This window comes from Polaribacter dokdonensis (genome assembly GCF_024362345.1).
GTDB lineage: Bacteria > Bacteroidota > Bacteroidia > Flavobacteriales > Flavobacteriaceae > Polaribacter > Polaribacter dokdonensis.
Map to the genome: position 1 here is coordinate 1,797,025 of NZ_CP101505.1, position 21,803 is coordinate 1,818,827.

At 31.4% G+C, this 21,803-nt stretch carries 18 protein-coding genes; 7 read left to right on the forward strand and 11 right to left on the reverse strand.

What is annotated here, in order from left to right; translation table 11 throughout:
* The first annotated feature begins 2 nt into the window (after positions 1 to 2).
* The 4 genes from LPB302_RS07955 to LPB302_RS07970 are packed head-to-tail and all read left to right on the forward strand — an operon-like array spanning position 3 to position 5,722.
* A complete protein-coding gene (locus LPB302_RS07955; protein WP_053974056.1) occupies positions 3 to 1,022 on the forward strand; it encodes an XdhC family protein in 1,020 nt (339 codons plus the stop codon).
* A gap of 4 nt (positions 1,023 to 1,026) precedes the next feature.
* A complete protein-coding gene (locus LPB302_RS07960) occupies positions 1,027 to 1,623 on the forward strand; it encodes a nucleotidyltransferase family protein (RefSeq protein ID WP_053974055.1) in 597 nt (198 codons plus the stop codon).
* A gap of 14 nt (positions 1,624 to 1,637) precedes the next feature.
* Complete coding sequence (locus tag LPB302_RS07965) at positions 1,638 to 5,333, forward strand: metallophosphoesterase (protein WP_053974054.1); 3,696 nt, start codon at positions 1,638 to 1,640, stop codon at positions 5,331 to 5,333.
* 5 nt (positions 5,334 to 5,338) lie between these two features.
* Positions 5,339 to 5,722 carry a DUF423 domain-containing protein gene (locus LPB302_RS07970; protein ID WP_053974053.1) on the forward strand — a complete coding sequence of 128 codons (384 nt, stop codon included), beginning with the start codon at positions 5,339 to 5,341 and terminating at the stop codon, positions 5,720 to 5,722.
* Here the strand turns inward: LPB302_RS07970 and LPB302_RS07975 are convergent.
* From LPB302_RS07975 to LPB302_RS08025, 11 genes are all read right to left on the reverse strand, one after another.
* Positions 5,711 to 6,490 (reverse strand): hypothetical protein, encoded by a 780-nt coding sequence (locus LPB302_RS07975; protein WP_053975316.1) that lies wholly within the window; start codon positions 6,488 to 6,490, stop codon positions 5,711 to 5,713. The two genes, LPB302_RS07970 and LPB302_RS07975, sit on opposite strands and share 12 nt — an antisense overlap.
* A gap of 125 nt (positions 6,491 to 6,615) precedes the next feature.
* Positions 6,616 to 7,470: a TPM domain-containing protein gene (locus tag LPB302_RS07980; RefSeq protein ID WP_053974052.1), complete on the reverse strand. Its 855-nt coding sequence runs from the start codon at positions 7,468 to 7,470 to the stop codon at positions 6,616 to 6,618.
* Positions 7,467 to 7,904 carry a TPM domain-containing protein gene (locus LPB302_RS07985; RefSeq protein ID WP_053974051.1) on the reverse strand — a complete coding sequence of 146 codons (438 nt, stop codon included), beginning with the start codon at positions 7,902 to 7,904 and terminating at the stop codon, positions 7,467 to 7,469. The genes LPB302_RS07980 and LPB302_RS07985 overlap by 4 nt, the downstream gene beginning before the upstream one ends.
* On the reverse strand, positions 7,905 to 8,516 hold the full coding sequence (locus tag LPB302_RS07990; RefSeq protein ID WP_053974050.1) for a LemA family protein: 612 nt from the start codon (positions 8,514 to 8,516) through the stop codon (positions 7,905 to 7,907).
* A 68-nt stretch (positions 8,517 to 8,584) separates the two neighbouring features.
* Positions 8,585 to 9,337 (reverse strand): SDR family NAD(P)-dependent oxidoreductase, encoded by a 753-nt coding sequence (locus tag LPB302_RS07995; RefSeq protein ID WP_053974049.1) that lies wholly within the window; start codon positions 9,335 to 9,337, stop codon positions 8,585 to 8,587.
* Positions 9,337 to 10,395, reverse strand: coding sequence for a phosphotransferase family protein (locus LPB302_RS08000; RefSeq protein WP_053974048.1), 1,059 nt, complete (start codon positions 10,393 to 10,395; stop codon positions 9,337 to 9,339). The genes LPB302_RS07995 and LPB302_RS08000 overlap by 1 nt, the downstream gene beginning before the upstream one ends.
* A complete protein-coding gene (locus LPB302_RS08005; protein WP_053974047.1) occupies positions 10,395 to 11,612 on the reverse strand; it encodes an acyl-CoA dehydrogenase family protein in 1,218 nt (405 codons plus the stop codon). Before LPB302_RS08005 ends, LPB302_RS08000 begins: the two co-directional genes overlap by 1 nt.
* Before the next feature lie 82 nt (positions 11,613 to 11,694).
* A complete protein-coding gene (locus LPB302_RS08010) occupies positions 11,695 to 12,468 on the reverse strand; it encodes an SDR family NAD(P)-dependent oxidoreductase (protein ID WP_053974046.1) in 774 nt (257 codons plus the stop codon).
* Entirely contained in the window at positions 12,468 to 14,282 is a 1,815-nt protein-coding gene (locus LPB302_RS08015) for an acyl-CoA dehydrogenase family protein (protein WP_053974045.1), read from the reverse strand. The genes LPB302_RS08010 and LPB302_RS08015 overlap by 1 nt, the downstream gene beginning before the upstream one ends.
* A 140-nt stretch (positions 14,283 to 14,422) precedes the next feature.
* The gene (locus tag LPB302_RS08020) at positions 14,423 to 14,752 is read right to left on the reverse strand and encodes a MerR family transcriptional regulator (RefSeq protein ID WP_053974044.1); all 330 of its coding nucleotides are present in this window, start codon (positions 14,750 to 14,752) and stop codon (positions 14,423 to 14,425) included.
* A 14-nt stretch (positions 14,753 to 14,766) separates the two neighbouring features.
* Positions 14,767 to 15,729: a M23 family metallopeptidase gene (locus LPB302_RS08025; protein ID WP_053974043.1), complete on the reverse strand. Its 963-nt coding sequence runs from the start codon at positions 15,727 to 15,729 to the stop codon at positions 14,767 to 14,769.
* Positions 15,730 to 15,889: 160 nt separating this feature from the next.
* On the opposite strand from LPB302_RS08025, the gene alaS reads away from it, so the two are divergent.
* The 3 genes from alaS (at position 15,890) to LPB302_RS08040 (ending at position 21,791) form a co-directional block, all read left to right on the forward strand.
* Complete coding sequence (gene alaS, locus LPB302_RS08030; protein WP_053974042.1) at positions 15,890 to 18,511, forward strand: alanine--tRNA ligase; 2,622 nt, start codon at positions 15,890 to 15,892, stop codon at positions 18,509 to 18,511.
* A 76-nt stretch (positions 18,512 to 18,587) separates the two neighbouring features.
* The gene (locus tag LPB302_RS08035) at positions 18,588 to 20,210 is read left to right on the forward strand and encodes a DUF1800 domain-containing protein (protein ID WP_053974041.1); all 1,623 of its coding nucleotides are present in this window, start codon (positions 18,588 to 18,590) and stop codon (positions 20,208 to 20,210) included.
* A gap of 3 nt (positions 20,211 to 20,213) precedes the next feature.
* Positions 20,214 to 21,791 (forward strand): T9SS type A sorting domain-containing protein, encoded by a 1,578-nt coding sequence (locus LPB302_RS08040; RefSeq protein WP_053974040.1) that lies wholly within the window; start codon positions 20,214 to 20,216, stop codon positions 21,789 to 21,791.
* Positions 21,792 to 21,803 lie beyond the last annotated feature (12 nt).

Below are 21,803 nucleotides of genomic sequence, written 5' to 3' on the forward strand. Positions count from 1 at the left end.
CATTGATTCACGAACTTAAAGAAATAATACATCAAGTAGCCATCAATCAGAAAAAAGGATTGAAAAATGTGTTGGCGTCTGTTGTTCATTTAGAAGGTTCATCTTACAGAAAACCTGGTGTAAGAATGTTAATTTCTGAAGATTTAACTTCTGTAGGCGCAGTTTCTGGAGGATGTGTAGAGAAAGAAATTATACAAAGAGCAAAAACTGTATTTAGAGATAACAAGCCAAAGATTATTACTTACGATGGTAGATACAGATTAGGTTGTGAGGGCATTTTATATATTTTGATAGAACCAATAACTATCACAGAAGAGTTTTTAAACGCCTTTTCAACAGCCTATTCTAAAAGAGAATCGCTAAAAATTGAAAGTAATTTTAAATTAGAAGACGAATGTTTTGGTGATTTTGGATCGATGATAACTTTCGAAAATCAAAAACAGTTTTCATTTATAGAATCTTTTATACCTGAAGAAAACACACAGCTTTTCTCTCAAATTTTACAACCTGCTTTTAAATTGATAATTATTGGTGGAGAGCATGATGCTGTTCAGTTATGTAAAATTGCTGCGAATCTTGGTTGGGAAATAGAAGTGATAACATCTGCAAAAGACAGTAAACAATTGTCTGATTTTCCTGGAGCAAGCAAGGTTTTGGGTGAAAGTCCAGAAACTTTCGAATTTAAGGATATTAAAGAAAATTGTGCCATTGTTTTAATGAATCATAGTTACGTACAAGACTTAAAATATTTAGTTAAATTATCTGAAGAAAACTGTTCTAATTATATAGGTATTTTGGGTGCTCCAAAAAGAAGAGAGCGTTTATTTAATGAACTTTTTGAGTTTGCTCCTGAAACTACAGAAGCATTTTTAGAAACCATTTATACACCTGCAGGTTTACATATTGGTGCAAAAACACCTCAAGAAATTGCTATTTCTATTATTGCTGAAATTTTAGCAGTTACCAGAAATAAAGAACCCTTTTCACTAAGAAATATTACAGGTAAAATTCACAGTAATTAAATTTATGAGTATTGCTATTTTAGTATTGGCTGCTGGTAAATCCACTCGTATGCAAAGCATTAAACAACTTGAAAAAGTTGGCAACAAAACACTTTTAAATATAACTTTAGAGAAAGCAAATCAACTACAAAAAAGCAACATCTATTGTGTTTTAGGTGCAAACGCAAGTCTTATTAAAAAATCGATTGTATTCCATAATATTCAAACTATTTCTAATGATAAGTATACTAAGGGACTAAGTACAAGCATTATTGCAGGTCTTAAATACTTTGAAGAACATGACTTAAATTTTGATGCTGTTTTTATTCTTTTGGCAGATCAACCAGCTATTGATGAAGAATACCTATCATCAATGAAAAATCTACATTTGAATAACCCTTCTAAAATAATTGCAACCCAATATAAAGCGCACTTTGGTGTACCTGTAATTATACCTAAAACCTATTTTAAATCGCTTTTAACTATTAATGGTGATAAAGGTGCTAAAAGTTTTATTAACGAACATAAAACTGAAGTTTTATCATCAAATTTGCAAACCAACAACATAGATATTGACACTCAAGAAGAATTAAAACTTTATAGAAAGTCAATTTTAAAATAGTTAATTTTACCAATATGAAATTAGTAAAATATAGTGCCTTACTTAGTATTATAATTTTTATTGCTGCTTGCGCTTCGATAGATATGCAAGTTACAGAAGGCCAGGTATTTAGTCCAAAGAAAAACAGCAAGGTTCTGCACTCTTTTTACTTAATTGGAGATGCAGGAAATTCAGAACTTTACAAGCGAGACTCTGCACTTTCTTACTTAAGTCAAGAAATACTAAATGCCAAAGAAAACTCAACATTAATTTTTTTAGGAGACAATGTATATCCAAAAGGTATACCAGAAGAAGGTAGCAAAGGTTATGAATTAGCTAAACATCGTTTAAACGTACAGACAGATATTGGTAAAAATTTTCCAGGAAAAACCTTATTCATTCCAGGAAATCACGATTGGTATAGTGGTTTAAAAGGTTTACGAAGACAAGAAAAATTGATTGATGATGCTTTGGGTAAAAATACTTTTCAGCCAGAGAAAGGCTGTCCTTTAGAGAAAATTGAGGTAAATGACGAAATTAATATTATTGCAGTAGACACCCATTGGTATGTTACAAACTGGGATAAACACCCAGGTATAAATGATGATTGTGAAATAAAAACCCGAGAAAAGTTTTTTGAAGAATTAGAGGGTTTAATTAAAAAATCTCAAGGCAAAACAACATTATTAGCTTTGCATCATCCTATGTTTACTAATGGTCCTCATGGAGGTTACTATTCTTTTAAAAGCCATATGCAACCTGCTCCAATTTTAGGTACTGCAAAAAACATACTTCGTAAAACAACTGGTTTAACCAATACAGACCAGCAAAATGACAAATACAATACGCTTAGAAAACGAATTATAAGTTTAGCGCAACAAAATGAAAAAATCATTTTCGTTTCTGGTCATGAACATAGTATACAATACATTGTACAAGACAATATTCCACAAATTGTAAGTGGTTCTGGCTCTAAATTAACTGCTACAAAAAATGTAAATGGAGGTAAATTTTCTTACGGAACTCAAGGTTTTGCAAGATTAGATGTTTATGAAGATGGGGCATCTACAGTGCATTTTTACACAGCCAAAGAACGTAGAATAGTTTATGAGGCTAATGTGTTTGAAAAAGATAGTATTATGGAATACAAAGATTTTCCTGATGCTAATTTAACCGAAAAAGAAGCTTCTGTTTATACAGGAAAAGAAGTTAAAAAGAGTAATGTTTACAATTTGCTTTGGGGAAAAAGGTATCGTAAGTATTTTGGAGAAAAAATAGTTGCACCAACTGTGAAAATAGATACTTTATATGGGGGTTTAACTCCTATAAGAAGAGGTGGAGGTCATCAGTCTAAATCCTTACGACTAGAAGATAAAAAGGGTAGAGAATATGTAATGAGAGCTTTGCGTAAAAATGCAGTTCAATACTTACAAGCAGTTGCTTTTAAAGATCAGTATGTAGAAGGCCAATTTGATAAAACCTACACAGAAAGCTTGCTTTTAGATGTTTTTACAGGCTCACATCCTTACGCACCTTTTACCATTGGTGAATTGGCTGATGCTATTGATGTATATCACTCAAATCCTATTTTATATTATGTACCAAAACAGAAAGGTTTAGGAGAGTTTAATGCAGATTATGGAGATGAACTTTACATGATAGAAGAACGAACTGCAGATGGTCATGGAGATAAAAAAAGCTTTGGTTATGCAGATGAAATTATTAGTACAGATGATCTTCGAAAAAACTTAAAAAAGGATGAGAAATACGTTCTAGATGAAGAAGCCTACATAAGAGCACGTTTGTTTGATATGCTAATTGGAGATTGGGACAGACATCAAGATCAATGGAGATGGGCTGAGTTCGAAGAGGATGATAAAATTGTTTACAGACCAGTTCCTAGAGATAGAGATCAAGCATTTTCTGTGTTTAGTGATGGTATTTTATTAAACATTTTTACACGTTTAATTCCAGATCTACGTGGAATGCGTTCGTATCAAGAAGATATAGAAAAACCAAGATGGTTTAATTTATCTGGTTACCCAATAGATATGACCTTAATACATAAGTCAGATAAAAAAGTTTGGGATGCACAAGTGGCTATTATTCAATCTCAAATTACAGATGAAGTTATAGAAAGCGCATTTTCGAAATTTCCTAAAGAAGTAAATGATAAAACAATAGAAGATATCAAGCAGAAATTAATTGGTAGAAGAAAGAATCTGCAAGATATTTCTAATACCTACTTTAAATATTTAAATAAATTTCAAGTTATAAAAGGTACCAATAAAGATGATTATTTCGAAATTGAAAGATTTGTAAATGGTGATACAAAAATTACAGCCTACAGAATTAAAGATGGTAAAAAAGCAGATATTATTCATCAAAGAAGGTATAAATTTGGGACCACTAATGAAATTTGGATCTATGGTTTAGATGATGATGATGTATTTACAGTAAATGGTGCCAATGGTAATAAAGTAATTCGTTTGAAAATTATTGGTGGTTTAAATAACGACACTTACGAAATCAACAAGAAAGAAAAGGTAAAAGTGTACGACCAAAAATCGAAAAAGAATACGTTTGTAACTGGTAATATTCATAAGAAAATTACAGATGATTATGATACAAATACCTACGATTATAAAAAACTAAAAAGTCAGAAAAACTCAATTTCACCAGCAATTGGTTACAATCCAGATGATGGTGTAAAACTAGGTGTAAAAAACACATTCTTGGTAAATTCATTCGAAAGAAATCCATTTACTAGAAGATATACAATTTCTGCCTTTTACTATTTTGCTACACAAGGATTTGAACTGAATTATAACAGTGAATATGCCAATATTTTAGAAAAATGGAACTTAGGTTTCGAAGCACAATATACAGGCCCTAATTATGCATTAAACTTTTTTGGTTTTGGTAACAATTCAGAGAATTTAGAGGCAGATGATCTGGAAGACAGAGATTTTAACAGAGTTAAAATATCACAAATTAAGGCAGGTTCTTTTGTAAAATGGATTGGTGATTTGGGTGATGAACTTAAAATAGGGGCAAAATTTCAAAGTTATAATGTAGATAGAACAGAGGGTAGATATTTAGAAACACAATATGCTGCAGATAATCGTATTTTTAATAGAGAGAATTTTATCAATTTAGAAACAAGCTATAGTTACAAACATGCAGATAACCCTGCTTTCCCAACTCTAGCTATGGACTTCTTTGTAAAGTTAGGTTACACAGGAAATTTAAGTGGTAATAATAACTTTTCTTACGCAAGTTCAGCTTTAGGAATTACCCACAAACTAATTCCTAGTGGAAAATTAGTGTTCGCTTCTAAAGTGCATGGAGAATTTATATTTGGAGACGATTTTGAGTTTTATCAAGCCGCAAATATTGGTGGTAATAATGGATTAAGAAGTTATAGAAACCAACGTTTTACTGGTAAGAATGCCTTTTATCATTCTTCTGATGTTAGATGGAATTTAAGAAATGTAAAAACCAACTTAGTACCAATGAACATTGGCCTTTTTGCTGGTTTTGATTATGGTAAAGTTTGGGGAGCTCCAGACATATTTACAACTAATCCTCAGTTTTATTCAAGTAAACCAAACACATCATTTGGGGGTGGTTTCTTCTTTAACGCTGCAGATATATTTGCAGGAAATATATCTGCATTTACTGGTGCAGATGGTTTAAGAATTATGTTTAATGTAGGTTTTGATTTATAGATAAGATGAGTGTAAACGCATTACTTTTTGGAAGTTTCTTCGGATTTTTAGCTATTATTTTGGGTGCATTTGGAGCACATTTATTAAAGAAAAAACTCTCTCAAGACCAATTACAAAGTTTTGAAACAGGAGTCAAATACCAAATGTATCATGCAATTGTTTTGCTTCTTTTAGGTTTTAATTTAAATGACACACTGTCTATTGACAATTATATTGTGAATGCTTTTATTGTTGGAATAGTACTTTTTTCTTTCTCTATTTATGGTTTAGTACTATCTACATATAAAGAGAGAAAACTAAAGTTTTTAGGACCAATAACTCCTTTAGGTGGTTTGTTTTTAGCTGCAGGTTGGTTGTTATTATTTTATAAATTTATTCTATTTCTTTAAGATATATTCATAAATATTACCTCCTTCTCCACCTGTTCTTTCATCAGTTATTAAGAGTGTATTGTTGTCTTTAAAACAAATACCTTCTTTTTGAGATTGATGTTCTAATGGAATTTTTTGTACTGTTCCACTCAAAAAATTATCTCCAAGAAAATTGGTAAAGATTAAGATATTTTTTTGCGATAATAGCACTACTTTTTTTCCATCTGCAGAAATATCTGCAGAGGTAATCCAAGAAGAAACCTTGTTTCCATTATCATATTCACCAATTAGTTTTGCTGTATGTTTACCTTTTACAGCAGGCACTTTGTACAAAGATGTTTTACCATACTTCTTCTTTACTCTACTTTTTGTAAAAATGTAAAAGTGATTGTTGAACCAAAAAAAAGACTCTGCATCAAAAAATCGATCTTTCTTTTTAGGTGGAAATTTCTTTTGGTCTTCATACTCAAACTCAATTTCTTCTATTTTAGCATCCTCTTTATCTAAATCTTCCTTTTTAATTTTAAGAATTTTAAGCTTTTTACGTTTGCTATAATTATTACCAAAATCACCTATGTAAAGATTACCAAATTCATCAGATGTTAAATCTTCCCAATCTTTATTTTTGGCATCAATATCTAACTCATGTTGTACTTTTCCTGTTGATGAAATTCTGTAAACATTAGAAGAATTTCCACCATCTTCTAAAATCCAAATGGCCTTTGTGCTTTGAATATATTCATTACCAGAAACCTCTTTTAAAGAATTAGGTAAGTCTCCTAACATTTTTAATTGACCAAAATTTTGACAACTAAAAAATACAAGTAAGCAATTAAATATAAATACTTTTTTCATAGGATTGTAATTGAAATAAAACTGAAAATGAAGTTTAGTTTTTAAAAGTTTGAGATTTACCAACCACCAGAAGCTCCTCCTCCACCAAAAGAACCACCTCCAAAGCCACCACCAAAACCACCTCCACCAAAAGAGCCTCCTCCTGATGAACGTCCTCCAAAACCACCACCAAAGCTTCCTCCACCTCTACCTGCGTTGCTTAAAATAATAGTTTCGAAAATTGTGTCTGCTAAAGAACCACGTCTAAAACGTCTTCCTCCTCCTTTATTATTTTTATTTCCTCTAGAAATAATAATGAAGAATACAATAATAATTAAGACAAAAAATATAATTCCAGGGTCAAAACCTTTATCGTCTTGTATTCTAGTACCTTTAAATTCGCCTTGTAATGTTCTAAAAATGTAGTCTGATCCTTTATCTAAACCATCATAAAAATCTCCCTTTTTAAACTCTGGAATAATAACTCTTTCTATGATTCTTTTCGATTGAAAATCGGTTAGTAAATACTCAACGCCTTTACCAACTTGAATAGCAATTTTACGATCGTTCTTTGCTAATAAAATTAAAACGCCATTGTCTTTATCTGCATCTCCTATACCCCAATCTTCGCCCCAATTTGCGGCCAAATAATTAATATTTTCACCTTCTGTAGAGTTAATAATTGCTACAACAATTTGGGTTGATGTGGTATCTGAATAACGAACTAATTTGTTTTCTAAATTAGACTTTTGACCTTTAGATAATAAGTTTACATAATCGTAAACACTTGTTTGAAATTTTGGTTTTTCTGGAATTTGAAATCCTTGAGAAAAGACATTAATAGAAAATACTAGCGCAACAAATAACAACCACTTTTTACCTAAAATTGTTGAATGAAAACTACCTCTTAAAAACTGCTTCGTGATTATCATCCTTTAGAAATCTCATTAGAAAGTTCGTTCTCATCATCAATTTGCCAAGGAAAATGGTGTTTCAACTCTTCACCAGCTTTTAAAATACCCTCTACCAAACCTTGTTTAAAATTACTGTTTTTAAAGTGGTTTTGCATTATGTCTTTTGTTGAATTCCAAAAATCATTGGGTACAACATTGTTTATACCTTTATCACCATAAATTACAAACTTTTTGTCTTTTACAGCAACATAAATTAAGACAGCATTTTCGTCTTTAGTGTTATTCATTTTTAACATATGAAACACTTCTAAAGTTCTATCAAAATGATCTTTAGTTGATGTAGCTTCCATATGAACACGAATTTCACCTGAAGTATTTGATTCTGCAGTTCTAATTGCTGCAATAATTTCTTGCTCTTCTTCTTTGGTTAAAAATGCTTCTACTTTAGACATTTATGCTGCTTTCTTGTTAAAATCGAAATTTACGTCTGGTGCATTTTCTGAACCTGGATTTGCTTTATATCTATCCATTTCTTCAAAATTAAACATACCTGCTAAAACTGAGTTTGGGAATATTTTAATGTGCTTGTTGTACTTATTTACACCTTCGTTAAAACGATCTCTAGCTACATTTATTCTATTTTCTGTTCCTTCTAACTGACTTTGTAATTCTAAGAAATTTGCATTTGCTTTTAAGTCTGGATAACGTTCTACACTTACTAAAAGTTTAGATAAAGCACCACTTAAACCAGCTTGCGCTTGTTGAAACTGGGCCATATTTTCTGCAGTTAAACTACCTGCATCAATGGTTGTAGAGGTTGCCTTTGCTCTTGCATTAATAACTTCTGTTAAGGTACTTTTTTCAAAATCTGCAGCTCCTTGCACAGTTTTTACCAAATTACCAATTAAATCGTTTCTTCTTTGGTAAGCACTTTCTACATTAGACCAAGTAGTTTTTGCATCCTCTTGTAATACAACAGCTTCATTATTAAAGCCTTTTGCCCAACTATAAATAGCGAAAGCTATTACTCCTATTATTATAACTGGAATTAACCATTTTTTCATAATTTCTAATTTTTATTTATTTGATTGATACTTTACTTACACAAACTTACTAAATATAATCGTTAATTTTAAAGTGATGTTCCTCCATCTAAAGTAATGGTTTGCCCAGTAATAAACTTGGTATTATCTGAAGCCAGCCAAACAACTGCATCTGCAATTTCTTCAGCCTTTCCATAACGTTTCATTGGTATTACGCTTTTTAAAATATTATCCATTTCTGGTTTTGCATTAATTAATTGTGTTAATAATGCAGATTCTGTATAACCAGGGCAAACTGCATTAATTCTAATATTTTTTGTTGCATACTCCATAGCTGCAGACTTTGTCATCCCAACAACAGCAAATTTACTTGCACTATAACTTATATTATTGGGTGATGCTTTTAAACCAGCCAATGAAGCAATGTTTACAATATTACCAAAACCCTGCTCCAAAAATTGTTGCAATGCCAACTTCATCCCATAAAAAACTCCTGTTTGATTAACAGCAATCACTGCATTCCAATCTTTAATTAGAGATTCATGTGTTCTTAATAAATGAGGCCCAATACCTGCATTATTTACCAAAACATCTAACTGTCCATATTCAGTAACAGTTTTATGAATTAAGTTTTCTACTTCATCAAAAACAGCAACATTTGCTTTTATAGGTAGTGCTTTTCCATTATTTGTTACAATTTCTTGTACAACTTTTTCAGCACTTTGTAAATTAATGTCAGATACCACTACTGTTGCCCCATGTTTTGCGAAATGAAGTGCTGTTGCTTTACCAATTCCAGAACCTGCTCCTGTAACAATTACTATTTTATTTTTTACCTCCATTAATCTATAGATTTAGTTTTAATTGACTTTAGTGCTAGTTTGCAACATAATTCTGCTGCCTTATTTAAATTTGCAAAACGAGGATCTGTAGTCCATCCTTTAGAGAATCTAAAATAAATTTGTTGTGCTATTACTGCTATTTTGAATAAACCAAAAACGTAATAAAACACCAAGTTATCTGTTGTTCTTCCTGACTTTTCTAAATACATCTGAGCAATTTCACTTCTCTTTGGGTTTCCTTCAAATATAGTAGGTGAAGGGATACCTTGTTTTACAAAATCATGATCTGTGGCTACTGTCCAATAACCTAAAGAGGTTCCTAAATCCATTAAGGGATCTCCTAAAGTAGCCATTTCCCAATCTAAAACTGCGCTCACTTCTTGCCAAGTGTCATCTTTAAAAACGACATTATCGTACTTAAAGTCATTATGAATTAAGCAATGATTGTATTTTTTAGGTTGATTTTCCTGCATCCAATTCATGACTAAATTTGCTTCTGGAAATTCCTCTGTTTTTGCTTTTAGATATTGCTTTCCCCAATTGCTAACTTGTCTTTCTACATATCCATCAGGTTTCCCTAAATCAGACAATCCAATAGAAGTATAATCTACATTATGCAACTCTACTAACGTGTCTAACCAAGAATTTGCAATTTTTTTATAATCATCAATTGAAATACTTCTAGATTTTGCTGCTGCATAGTTTAGAATAACTCCTTCCATTTTTTGCATGATGTAGAAATCACTACCCAAAACAGATGCATCATTAGAAAAACCATGCATTTTAGGAACTTTGGAAAAAGTTTTTGCTAAAGCACTTTGTACTTTAAATTCACGACTCATGTCATGACCTCTTTTGATAGCACCTTTAGGTGGTTTTCTAAGAACAAATTCTTTGTTTTCTATCTTTAATAAATAGGTTAAATTAGAATAGCCCTGTGTAAATTGTTCAACTTGTAAATCGCTCTCTAAAGAGTTAATTAAGTTGATTTCTTTTAGATATTTTTTCAGAGGAATTTCAGGTAATTCCTCTCCTTTTCTAACTTTTTGATTGCTCATTATTGACTTCCGTATTTTTTGATGCAACTTTTCCCTAATTGATACATATGCACCTCATCTGGGCCATCTGCCAAACGTAACATTCTTGCAATTGCAAAATAATGCGCTAAATAAGTATCTGGGCCAACCCCTTTACCTCCTAAAACTTGCATAGCTCTATCAATCACTTTTTGAGCCATATTTGGAGCTACAATCTTTATCATTGCTATAATATCTTTGGCCTCTTTATTACCAACTTTATCCATTTTATCAGCTGCAGATAACGTTAATAATCTTGCTTGTTCTATCTCACATTGAGATTTTGCAATTTCATGACGAATGGAACTATAATCATAGAACTTCTTTCCAAATGTTTCTCTTTCCATAGTTCGTTTAGACATTAATTCTAATGCATATTGAGCCATACCCACCAAACGCATACAATGATGAATTCTTCCTGGCCCCAATCTTCCTTGCGCAATTTCGAAACCTCTACCTTCACCTAAAATTAGATGCTCTTTTGGCACTCTAACATTTTCTAAAATAATTTCTGCATGTCCTTCAGGTGAATCGTAAAAACCTAAAACAGAAAGTGGTCTAACAATTTTTAATCCTGGAGAATTCATGGGAACTAAAACCATACTTTGCTGCTGATGTCTATGAGCGTTTTTATCAGTTTTACCCATCACAATAGCTACTTTACAATGAGGATCCATAGCTCCTGAAGACCACCATTTTCTGCCATTAATGACATATTCATCACCTTCTAAAACAATAGAAGTTTCAATATTTGTAGCATCTGAAGAAGCTACTTGTGGCTCTGTCATTAAAAAAGCAGAACGAATTTCTCCATTCATTAATGGTGTAAGCCACTTCTCTTTTTGAGCTGGACTACCATATTTGGCTAATACTTCCATATTTCCAGTATCTGGAGCAGAACAATTAAATATTTCTGAAATCCAGATTTTTTTACCCATAATTTCTGCTAAAGGTGCATATTCTAAATTGGTTAAACCTGGACTTAAATCTCCATAATCTTTAGGTAAAAACAGATTCCATAAACCAGCATTCTTTGCTTTTTGCTTTAATAGTTCTGTTTTCGGAAAACGTTTCCACATGTTAGTTTTATCACTTTGAAAAGCAATAAATTCTTCTTCTAAAGGAACAATTTCTTGTTTTATGAAAGCCTTTAACTTTTCTTGTAAATCTTTTGATTTTTGGGAGTATTCGAAGTTCATCAGTCTAATAATTTAATTGAGATTTCTCGACTACGCTCGAAATGACAAAATTTGTAATTGTAAATTTTAAATTCGTAATTGATTATCCTGCAATCATATAACCACCATCTGCAGTATAAACGCCTCCAGTCATATAATTTCCAGCATCTGAAGCTAGTAAACAAGCTAACCCAACCATTTCTTTTGGCAATCCCATTCTAGAGGATGGTAAAGCTTTTTCTACCTTGCTAAGTATTTTTTCATTTTGCCACAAAGCAGCACTAAATTTTGTTTTAATTAAACCTGGACATATTGCATTGGCTTTTACTCCGAATTTACCCCATTCTTTCGCTTGGTTTTTTGTGAGCATTAAAATAGCTGCTTTACTTGTGCTGTAAATTCCTAAACCTAAGCCTGGTGTTAAGGCTTCTACAGAAGCTATGTTGATTATACTTCCGTTTTTATTGGCTTGAAAATGTGGTAAAACTAAGTTTGATAAAGACCAAGGTGCTTTTACATTTACATCCATAATTTTATCAAAAATTTCTGGAGAAACCTCTTCAATAGGTCCGTAAACAGGATTAATGGCTGCATTGTTTACCAAAATATCTATTCTGCCAAAAGCTGCAATTGTTTTATCTACTAAATTTTTACGTTGATCTTCTTTTCCTATATGACAAGCAATACCAATGGCTTTTAAACCTTCCTCGTTAAAAGCTGTTGCAACTTCATCACAAGCCTCTTGATTTCTGCTCGAAATTACAACTTGTGCCCCCTGCTCTGCTAAGCCTTTTGCGATAGCCTTACCTATACCTTTACTTGAGCCAGTTATAATAGCTACTTTGCCTGTTAAATTAAATTGTTCTTTACTATGCATTATATGATGTATTCTTTTTCATTTTTAATGGTAACTACTTCATTATTCATTAGTGATTCTGCCAAAGAATTTGTTTTTGGCAACTCGTATTTAAAGTAAAATTTCATAGTATGTATCTTACTTTCATAGAAAGTTTTCGAAAATTTTCTATCTGAATTGCCTAAAGCTTTTTTAGCATCAACAGCCATTTCTAACCATAACCAACTTAAAACAACAATGCTCATATATTCCATAAATAGATTAGCATCTGCCAAATAACGCTCATAATTTCCTTTCAAGGCAAAAGGCATTAAATGACTTAGTATTTTTTGAGAGAGCTCTAATTTATCGCCTAAAATTTTAGCATATGGTTTTAGTTCTTCATCATTATTTGCAGCAATAATTGTTTTTACAATCTCTGCAGATAATAATTCCAACCCTTTTCCATTATGCATTGGTACCTTTCTACCTAATAAATCTTGAGATTGTATACCTGTTGTACCTTCATATAAAGCAGAAATTCTAATATCTCTATAATATTGTTGTAAAGTAAAATCGGCACAAAAACCATAACCACCCAAAACTTGTAAACCATTATCTACAGACTCAGCACCTGCCTCTGATGGATATGTTTTTACAATAGGAATGATCATTTCTAATAATAAATGATATTTTTCTTTTTCCTCTTTTGATGTGGCAGTTGTCAAAATATCTTGATATTTTGACGCTAATAGAACTAAGCTTAAAGAACCTTCCACAATAGATTTTTGTAGCAATAACATACGTCTTACATCTGGATGCTCTATAATCAAACTCTGCTTTTCAGTAGGGTTTTTCTTACCATCTGCAGACAATTTTCTTCCTTGAGGTCTTTCGTTCGCATATTGTAAAGATGTTCTGTAAGCAGCCATTGCAATTGCTGCTGCTCCTCTACCCACTGCAATTCTTGCACCATTCATCATTAAAAACATTTGTGCTAAACCTTTGTGCTCTTCACCTACTAACCAACCTCTACAATCGTCTGAATCTCCAAAACCTAAATGTGTTGTACAGTAACCTTTTTGACCCATTTTCTGAAAATCGGCAACTGTCATTACATCATTATATTCTAAAGTTACATCTTCTTTTAATCTGTTTTTTGGCACGACAAATAATGAGATTCCTTTAGTTCCTTTTGGAGCACCTTCAATTCTTGCCAAAACTAAATGAATTATGTTTTCTGCACCTTTATAATCACCACCAGAAATAAATATTTTTTGGCCTGTTATTTTATAATAACCATCATTAGTTGGTGTTGCTTTGGTAACTACATCAGAAAGAGAACTACCTGCTTGTGGTTCTGTTAAACACATAGTACCACCCCAAACACCAGCTAACATGTTTGGTACATATTTATCTTTTAAAACTTGAGACCCAAATTCTATAATTAATTCTGCTGCGCCTAAGGTTAAGCTAGGATAACCAGGTAAATGATTATTAGCGGCATCCATAATATATACAGCTGCTTGAAATGCAGAAATTGGCATTTGTAAGCCTCCATCTTCATAATCGAAACAAGCAGAAATAATACCCATTTCTCCTGATTGATGCATTACTTTCTGCACCTGTTCGTGCACAATAACAGTTCCATCTTTATGATATGCAGGATTTGCATCCATCTCTTGAAGATATGGATACAATTCTCTATCAGAAAAGTCTTTCACTGAATCTATAAATAGATTTAAAGATTCCATATCATGTTCTTGGAATCTATCTCTTGAAAGTAATTCTTCTAATTTATGAATATCATAAAGTATGTATTTCAATGTTTCTAAATCTACATACTTCTTTGACATAATTTTGAGGTTTTATATATTTATATTGCTAAAAATTAGCAAATACGTAATTTCATTACTCCCAAATATAGGAAAAATTACTATGCATGCATAATATAAAATCGTTTAAGAATTTAAATGATTGAAGAAACTCTAGAAGTTTAAAGTGAGTTTTTAATTTTAAGCAATTCTGCTTTTACAGATTCTAATCTGCTTATAACTTCGTGCTTATTAAAAGTACTTTCAGGGTTTTTTTTGAGTTGTAGTTTAGCACCTTCTAAAGTAAAACCACGTTCTTTAACTAAGTTAAAGATTAGTTTAAAATTATGAATATCATCTTGTGTAAAAAGACGATTTCCTTTTTTATTCTTTTTAGGTTTGATGATATCAAACTCCTTTTCCCAAAATCGAATTAATGATGTATTTACTTGAAAAGCAGTAGCTACTTCACCTATTTTATAATATCTTTTTTCGGGTAAATCTATATACATAAAATTGGCCTAAATTAATCGTAAGATTGACTTTCTTCTGAGGTTTGCTGCAAATTAGCAAACTCTTCTAGCGTTAAATTACCATAATAAAAGTTAATAGGATTTAAAGCTACATCATTTTTATGTACCTCATAATGCAAGTGTGGAGCAACAGACAAACCTGTATTACCAACATAACCAATTAAATCTCCTCTTTTTATTGACTGTCCTCTTTTAACCACCATTTTACTTAAGTGTGCATAAATGGTTTTATAACCATAACCATGGTCTATATAAATAACTTTACCAAAAGTAGAACTTCTTTGTGCTCTATAAATTTCTCCATTTCCAGAAGCATATACAGGTGTTCCCTTTGGAGCTGTAAAGTCCATTCCTTTATGAAATTTGTTTATTTTTAAGATAGGATGCATTCTCATCTTGTAACCAGAAGCTACATAAAAATCACCTTTTTTAACTGGTAATATCGCAGGTATTGAAGCTAACATCACCTCTTTTTCTTTAGCTAACGCCACAATTTCATCTAAAGATTTAGATTGCACTACCATTTGTTTTGATAAAATATCTACCTCTTTTGTTAAGTTCTTAATTAGGTTAGAATTATCAAATCCGTCTAAATTTTTGTACCTGTTTACACCACCAAAACCAGCTTTTCGCTGTTCTTCAGGTATTGGATTGGCCTCAAAATAACTTCTATAAATATTGTTATCTCTTTCTTGAAGCTGAGATAATATAGAAGCACTTTCTTCTAACCTTTTATTAATTAACTCATAGTGAAACTTTAGGTTTTCTAATTCTCTTTGTTGTGCACGTTCTGAAGGTGAAGTTATAATTTGACTAAAACCAATAAAGCCAATAAATGCTATAAGAATAACACCCAAAAAGCTAAATAATATTTTACGATAATAATCGCTCTTCTTTACAGTAATTTTTCTGTAAGAAAGCGTATCCTCATCATAATAATATTTTACTTTTGCCATATTGTGAAATATACTATTTTTGTGTTTGTATTAAAGATTTCTTGGAAACCTTTTCAATACAAGAACTCACAAATTTACGAAATGTTTTACAACTGCTTTTTTAACGCAGTTATTTTAAAAATATATTAACATAATCCAACTTGTTGGAAACTTCTTTTTTATGAAATCTCAAGATATTCGCGCTACTTTTTTAGACTTTTTTCAAAAAAAATCACATATGGTAGTTCCTTCTGCACCAATGGTTACAAAAGACGATCCAACATTGATGTTTGTAAATTCTGGAATGGCGCCTTTTAAGGAATATTTCTTAGGAAATGGAACTCCGAAAAAGAATAGAATTACAGATTCTCAAAAATGTTTGCGTGTTTCTGGTAAACACAATGATTTAGAAGAAGTGGGTTATGATACTTATCATCATACCTTATTTGAGATGTTAGGAAATTGGTCTTTTGGAGATTATTTTAAAAAAGAAGCAATTGCTTGGGCTTGGGAGTTACTTACTGAAGTTTATAAAATTGATAAAGATATTTTATATGTAACCGTTTTTGAAGGTTCTGATGATGCAGATCAACTAAAAATGGATACTGAAGCTTTTGATATTTGGAAGCAATATATTTCTGAAGACCGTATTTTAAAAGGAAATAAAAAGGATAACTTTTGGGAAATGGGTGAGCAGGGACCTTGTGGACCTTGTTCTGAAATTCATGTTGACATACGTTCTGCAGAAGAAAAAGCAAAAGTTGATGGGCGAACTTTAATTAATGAAGATCATCCTCATGTTGTAGAAATCTGGAACCTGGTTTTTATGCAGTATAATAGAAAAGCCAATGGTACTTTAGAAGAACTACCAAACAAACATATAGATACTGGAATGGGTTTTGAACGTTTATGTATGGTTCTACAAAACGTGCAATCTAATTATGATACTGATGTTTTTACACCAATAATTAGAGAAATTGGTACGATTACCAATACCACATATGGTAAAAATGAAAAACAAGATATTGCAACTCGCGTTATTTCAGATCACGTAAGAGCTGTAGCATTTTCTATTGCTGATGGTCAATTACCAAGTAACACTGGAGCAGGTTATGTTATTCGAAGAATTTTAAGAAGAGCTGTTAGATATGGTTTTACTTTTTTAGATAAAAAAGAACCTTTTATTTATAGATTGGTGGCAATTTTATCTGATAAAATGGGTAAAGCGTTTCCTGAATTAAAAAGTCAGAAACAACTTATAGAAAATGTTATTAAGGAAGAAGAGACTTCATTTTTAAGAACACTAGATCAAGGTTTAGTGTTGTTAGATGGCATTATTTCATCAGCAAAAAACAAAGAAATTTCTGGAGATAAAGTATTTGAATTGTATGACACCTTTGGGTTTCCTATAGATTTAACTGCATTAATTTTATCAGAAAAGGGATACACTTTAGACGAAAAAGGTTTTGAAGAAGAACTACAAAAACAGAAAAATAGATCTAGGGCAGCTAGTGAAATGTCTACTGATGATTGGACTGTTTTAGTTGATGACACAGAAGAAGAATTTATTGGCTATGACTTTTTAGAAGCCAATGTTAAACTAACAAGATATAGAAAAGTAACCTCTAAAAAAGATGGTGAAATGTATCAGTTGGTATTTAACTTAACACCTTTTTATCCTGAAGGTGGAGGTCAAGTTGGTGATAAAGGATATTTAGAAGATGCAAATGGAGATGTAGTTTACATTTTAGACACCAAGAAAGAAAACAATGTAATAATTCATTTTGCTAAAAATCTTCCTCAGAATTTAGAGGCAAGTTTTAAAGCAGTTGTAGATGAGAAACAACGTTACAGAACAGAATGTAACCACACAGCTACTCACTTATTACATCAAGCCTTAAGAGAGGTTTTAGGTACGCATGTAGAACAAAAAGGTTCTGCAGTGCATTCTAAATATTTACGTTTTGATTTTTCTCATTTTTCTAAATTAACTACAGAAGAATTACAAGATGTAGAAAACTTTGTAAATGCTCGTATTTCTGGAAAATTACCTTTAGAAGAAAGTAGAAATATAACTATGGAAAAAGCAATTGCAGATGGTGCAATGGCTTTGTTTGGAGAGAAATATGGAGATACTGTTAGAGCTATTAAATTTGGTAAATCCATAGAGCTTTGTGGTGGAACCCATGTAAAAAATACAGGCGATATTTGGCATTTTAAAATAAAATCTGAAGGAGCTGTTGCTGCTGGTATTCGTAGAATTGAAGCAATTACAAATGATGCTGTAAAAGATTTCTATTTTGATAATAATAGAACTTTATTTGAAATAAAAGATTTACTAAACAATACTAAAAATCCTGTTAAAGCAGTTCAAAAATTACAAGATGAAAATGCTGATTTACAAAAGCAGGTAGAGCAATTATTAAAAGAGAAAGCTCAAAACCTTTCTGGAGAAATAAAAAATCAATTAGAAGAAATAAATGGTGTTCAATTCTTAGCCACTAAAGTAGATTTAGATGCAAATGGAATTAAAAACTTAGCATTTAGTTTGGGTAAAGAATATCAAAATTTATTTTTACTATTTGCTTCTGCTCCAAATAATGAGAAAGCATTATTGACTTGTTACATTTCTAAAGAATTGGCAAATGAAAGAGGATATAATGCAGGTACTGTTGTTAGAGAATTGGGTAAATTAATTCACGGAGGTGGAGGAGGTCAACCATTTTTTGCAACTGCTGGAGGTAGAAATCCTGGAGGAATACCTAAAGCTTTAGAAAAAGCAAAGGATTATTTAACAGCCTAATTAAACCTTTTTAAAAAGTTAAAGTCTTAAATTAGAAGAGCTTACTCTGTTTCTATTATTTTATTATCTTTAACTTATGGCTTACTTAGATCTTTATTCTGGTCCTTGGACAATTGCTGAGGCTAATCACTTATTAAGAAGAACTTCTTTTGGTTGCTCTCAAGATACTTTGAATGAAGCTTTAAATTTGGGTTTAAGTGGAACTATTTCCAAGTTATTTGAAGTAAACCCAATGCCTGAACCACCTTTAAAGTACGAATTTGATGGTGATGAAAGGGATGAAGTTAATGATCCTGATGCAAATTATGGAGAAACTTGGGTTAATGCTCCTGCTTATCCTACTTTACCTACACAACAAGAAACAAATAAAGCTGTAAGAGCAAGAAACAGATCTTTATATGCTTGGTCTTTTATACAGATGCAAGAATCTGGAATTTCAATTAGAGAAAAACTAACGTTATTTTGGCATAATCATTTTGTATCTGTAAACACTAATCCTCACAGAGAATTCTACTACATCAATACTTTAAGAGAAAATGCCTTAGGCAACTTTAAAGAGCTTACAAAGTTAATTACCATAGACCCAAATATGTTGGTTTATTTAAGTGGTAATCAAAATACAAATGCTGCACCTAATGAAAATTATGCTAGAGAATTATTAGAACTTTTTACCTTAGGTAAAGGAGAAGCAGTTGGTAATGGAGATTATACAAATTATACAGAAGATGATATTGTAGCCATCGCAAAAATTCTTACTGGTTGGAGAGTTAAAAGTTTATTAGATCCAGATACTTTAACACCCATTTTCTCAAATTTCAATCATACAAAAGGTAGTAAAACATTATCTCACAGATTTAATAATGCTGTTATTGAGGAAAATGGAGAAGATGAATATAAAGACTTAATTGATATCATTTTTCAGCAAGAAGAATGCTCTAAATTTATTGTAAGACAATTTTATAAATGGTTTGTAAACTCAGAAATTTCAGATGATATAGAACTAAATGTGATTGCGCCTTTGGCTAACAATCTAAAAGCTAACAACTATGAAATTGCACCAGTTTTAAAAACCTTATTATCATCTAATCATTTTTTTGAAAGCACTTTTTGCATGATAAAGAGTCCTATTGATTTGATGTTATCAGTTACAAAATCATTATTATTTTCTGGACCAACAGCTACAATAAAAGAGCAATATGATTATGCTTTGGTATTATATTCTGCCTGTTATGATTTAAATCAAGATCTTTTTCATCACCCAGATGTTGCAGGTTGGAAAGCCTATTACCAATCACCTTTATTTTATAAAAGTTGGGTAAACAGTTTCTTATTACCTAAAAGATTAGATTATTGCAGAATTATTGTAACAGGAGGAGATTTAGTGATAGATGATATTACTTATACAATTCCACCTTTAATTCCTGTACTAACTATAGCCTCTAAAATAGAAAATGCAACAGATCCTAATGTTTTAATAAAATCTTTATCAAAACTACTCTTTAACTATGAAGTTTCTGATGAGCAAGTAGTTAGCCTAAAAGAATTTCTAATACCAGGTTTACCAGATTTTGAATGGACAGTAGAGTACAGTGAATATTTAGCAGACAACACTAATACAACATTAGTAATCTCTGTAGATAAAAAACTTAGAAGCTTAATTTCTATTATGGTTCAAATGTCAGAATTTCAAATAATGTAAGCCATGAAAAATCAAAAGAAACTAAATAGAAGAGATTTTATTAAGCTGAGTTCTATAGCCTCTGCATCATTACCAATAGCGCTAAGTGGTTTTCCTGTATTTGCAAAAGAAAAACCTAGCAATTATCAGTTTACAGAAAACAATGAAAATGTATTAGTTTTAATACAATTACAAGGTGGAAATGATGGTTTAAATACCATTTTTGATTTAAATGAATATGCGAATCTTCAATCAGTTCGTTCTAATATTATAGTTCCAGAAAATGAGTTAATATCACTAAATGGTTCTACGTTTATTCACCCATCAATGATGGGAATGAAAAATATTTGGGATCAGGAAAAACTAGGTATAATTCAGAATGTTGGTTATCCAGATCAAAATAGATCGCACTTTAGGTCTACAGATATTTGGAACTCAGCCTCAGATGCAAATGAATTTGTAGCTTCTGGTTGGCTAGGTCGTTATTTTGACATGAATCATAGCAGTTTTCCATCTAATTACCCAGATGCTGCTAATCCAGATCCATTTGCAATAACTATTGGTAAAGTTGTCTCAGAAACTTGCCAAGGTGTAAATGCTAACTTTTCATTAGCTATTGAAGATCCAGAAAACCCAGGAACTGCGCTAGTATCTAACACAGGTACAATACCAGGCAATTGTTATGGAGATGCTTTAAACTTTGTGAACGAAACAATAGAGCAAACCAATGCATATGCAGAGGTTATAGAAAACGCTGCAACCTCTGGCGCAAATAAATCTAATAAATATACAGATTCAGAATTATCAGAAAAACTGAAACAAGTAGCCAAATTAATTTCTGGTGGCCTACAAACAAAAGTTTATGTAGTTCAAATTGGAGGTTTTGACAATCATGACAATCAAGTTGTGGAGAGTGATACAAAAACAGGTAAACACGCTAGTCTTTTAGAAGAATTATCTGAAGCTATGGATGCCTTTCAAGATGATTTAGCACTTTTAAATATAGATCAAAAAGTATTAGGAATGACCTATTCAGAATTTGGAAGACGTATACGTTCTAATGCTGGTTTAGGTACAGATCATGGTTCTGCAGCCCCATTATTTTTATTTGGTAATTGTGCTAAAAATCAAATTTTAGGAGATGCCCCTGAGATTGATACACAAGTAGATGATCAAGAAGGAGTGCAAATGCAATACGATTTTAGAAACATCTATAGCACTATTCTTACTGGTTGGCTAGGTGCAACAAAACAAGAATCAGAAACTGTACTTTTTAATAATTTTGAATCGCTACCAATTTTTAAATTAAATTGTAATGCAACTTTAACTTCTGATGATATAAATACAAATGAACCTACATTCAAAATTTATCCAAATCCAACAACAGATTTTATAGTATTAAATTTTACAGGAAGTAATGCTATTACAAAAATAACTTTATACAACTCAATAGGTGCAGTAGTAAAAATGGTTGCAAATACACTATTTGATAGCAGTGAACATTCTATAAAAATTGATGTACAATCATTACCAAAAGGCAATTACTTTATTCACTATCAAACTAAAGGGAGTTCTAAAACTAAAAAATTGTTGAAGTATTAAATTTCGACTAAA

What these genes read in the sequence shown, in the direction of transcription:
- LPB302_RS07960 (WP_053974055.1), top strand. Translation starts at nt 1,027, where the DNA reads ATGAGTATTGCTATTTTAGTATTGGCTGCTGGTAAATCCACTCGTATG.
- LPB302_RS07965 (WP_053974054.1), top strand. Translation starts at nt 1,638, where the DNA reads ATGAAATTAGTAAAATATAGTGCCTTACTTAGTATTATAATTTTTATT.
- LPB302_RS07970 (WP_053974053.1), top strand. Translation starts at nt 5,339, where the DNA reads ATGAGTGTAAACGCATTACTTTTTGGAAGTTTCTTCGGATTTTTAGCT.
- LPB302_RS07975 (WP_053975316.1), bottom strand. Translation starts at nt 6,490, where the DNA reads ATGTTAGGAGACTTACCTAATTCTTTAAAAGAGGTTTCTGGTAATGAA.
- LPB302_RS07980 (WP_053974052.1), bottom strand. Translation starts at nt 7,470, where the DNA reads ATGATAATCACGAAGCAGTTTTTAAGAGGTAGTTTTCATTCAACAATT.
- LPB302_RS07985 (WP_053974051.1), bottom strand. Translation starts at nt 7,904, where the DNA reads ATGTCTAAAGTAGAAGCATTTTTAACCAAAGAAGAAGAGCAAGAAATT.
- LPB302_RS07990 (WP_053974050.1), bottom strand. Translation starts at nt 8,516, where the DNA reads ATGAAAAAATGGTTAATTCCAGTTATAATAATAGGAGTAATAGCTTTC.
- LPB302_RS07995 (WP_053974049.1), bottom strand. Translation starts at nt 9,337, where the DNA reads ATGGAGGTAAAAAATAAAATAGTAATTGTTACAGGAGCAGGTTCTGGA.
- LPB302_RS08000 (WP_053974048.1), bottom strand. Translation starts at nt 10,395, where the DNA reads ATGAGCAATCAAAAAGTTAGAAAAGGAGAGGAATTACCTGAAATTCCT.
- LPB302_RS08005 (WP_053974047.1), bottom strand. Translation starts at nt 11,612, where the DNA reads ATGAACTTCGAATACTCCCAAAAATCAAAAGATTTACAAGAAAAGTTA.
- LPB302_RS08010 (WP_053974046.1), bottom strand. Translation starts at nt 12,468, where the DNA reads ATGCATAGTAAAGAACAATTTAATTTAACAGGCAAAGTAGCTATTATA.
- LPB302_RS08015 (WP_053974045.1), bottom strand. Translation starts at nt 14,282, where the DNA reads ATGTCAAAGAAGTATGTAGATTTAGAAACATTGAAATACATACTTTAT.
- LPB302_RS08020 (WP_053974044.1), bottom strand. Translation starts at nt 14,752, where the DNA reads ATGTATATAGATTTACCCGAAAAAAGATATTATAAAATAGGTGAAGTA.
- LPB302_RS08025 (WP_053974043.1), bottom strand. Translation starts at nt 15,729, where the DNA reads ATGGCAAAAGTAAAATATTATTATGATGAGGATACGCTTTCTTACAGA.
- alaS (WP_053974042.1), top strand. Translation starts at nt 15,890, where the DNA reads ATGAAATCTCAAGATATTCGCGCTACTTTTTTAGACTTTTTTCAAAAA.
- LPB302_RS08035 (WP_053974041.1), top strand. Translation starts at nt 18,588, where the DNA reads ATGGCTTACTTAGATCTTTATTCTGGTCCTTGGACAATTGCTGAGGCT.
- LPB302_RS08040 (WP_053974040.1), top strand. Translation starts at nt 20,214, where the DNA reads ATGAAAAATCAAAAGAAACTAAATAGAAGAGATTTTATTAAGCTGAGT.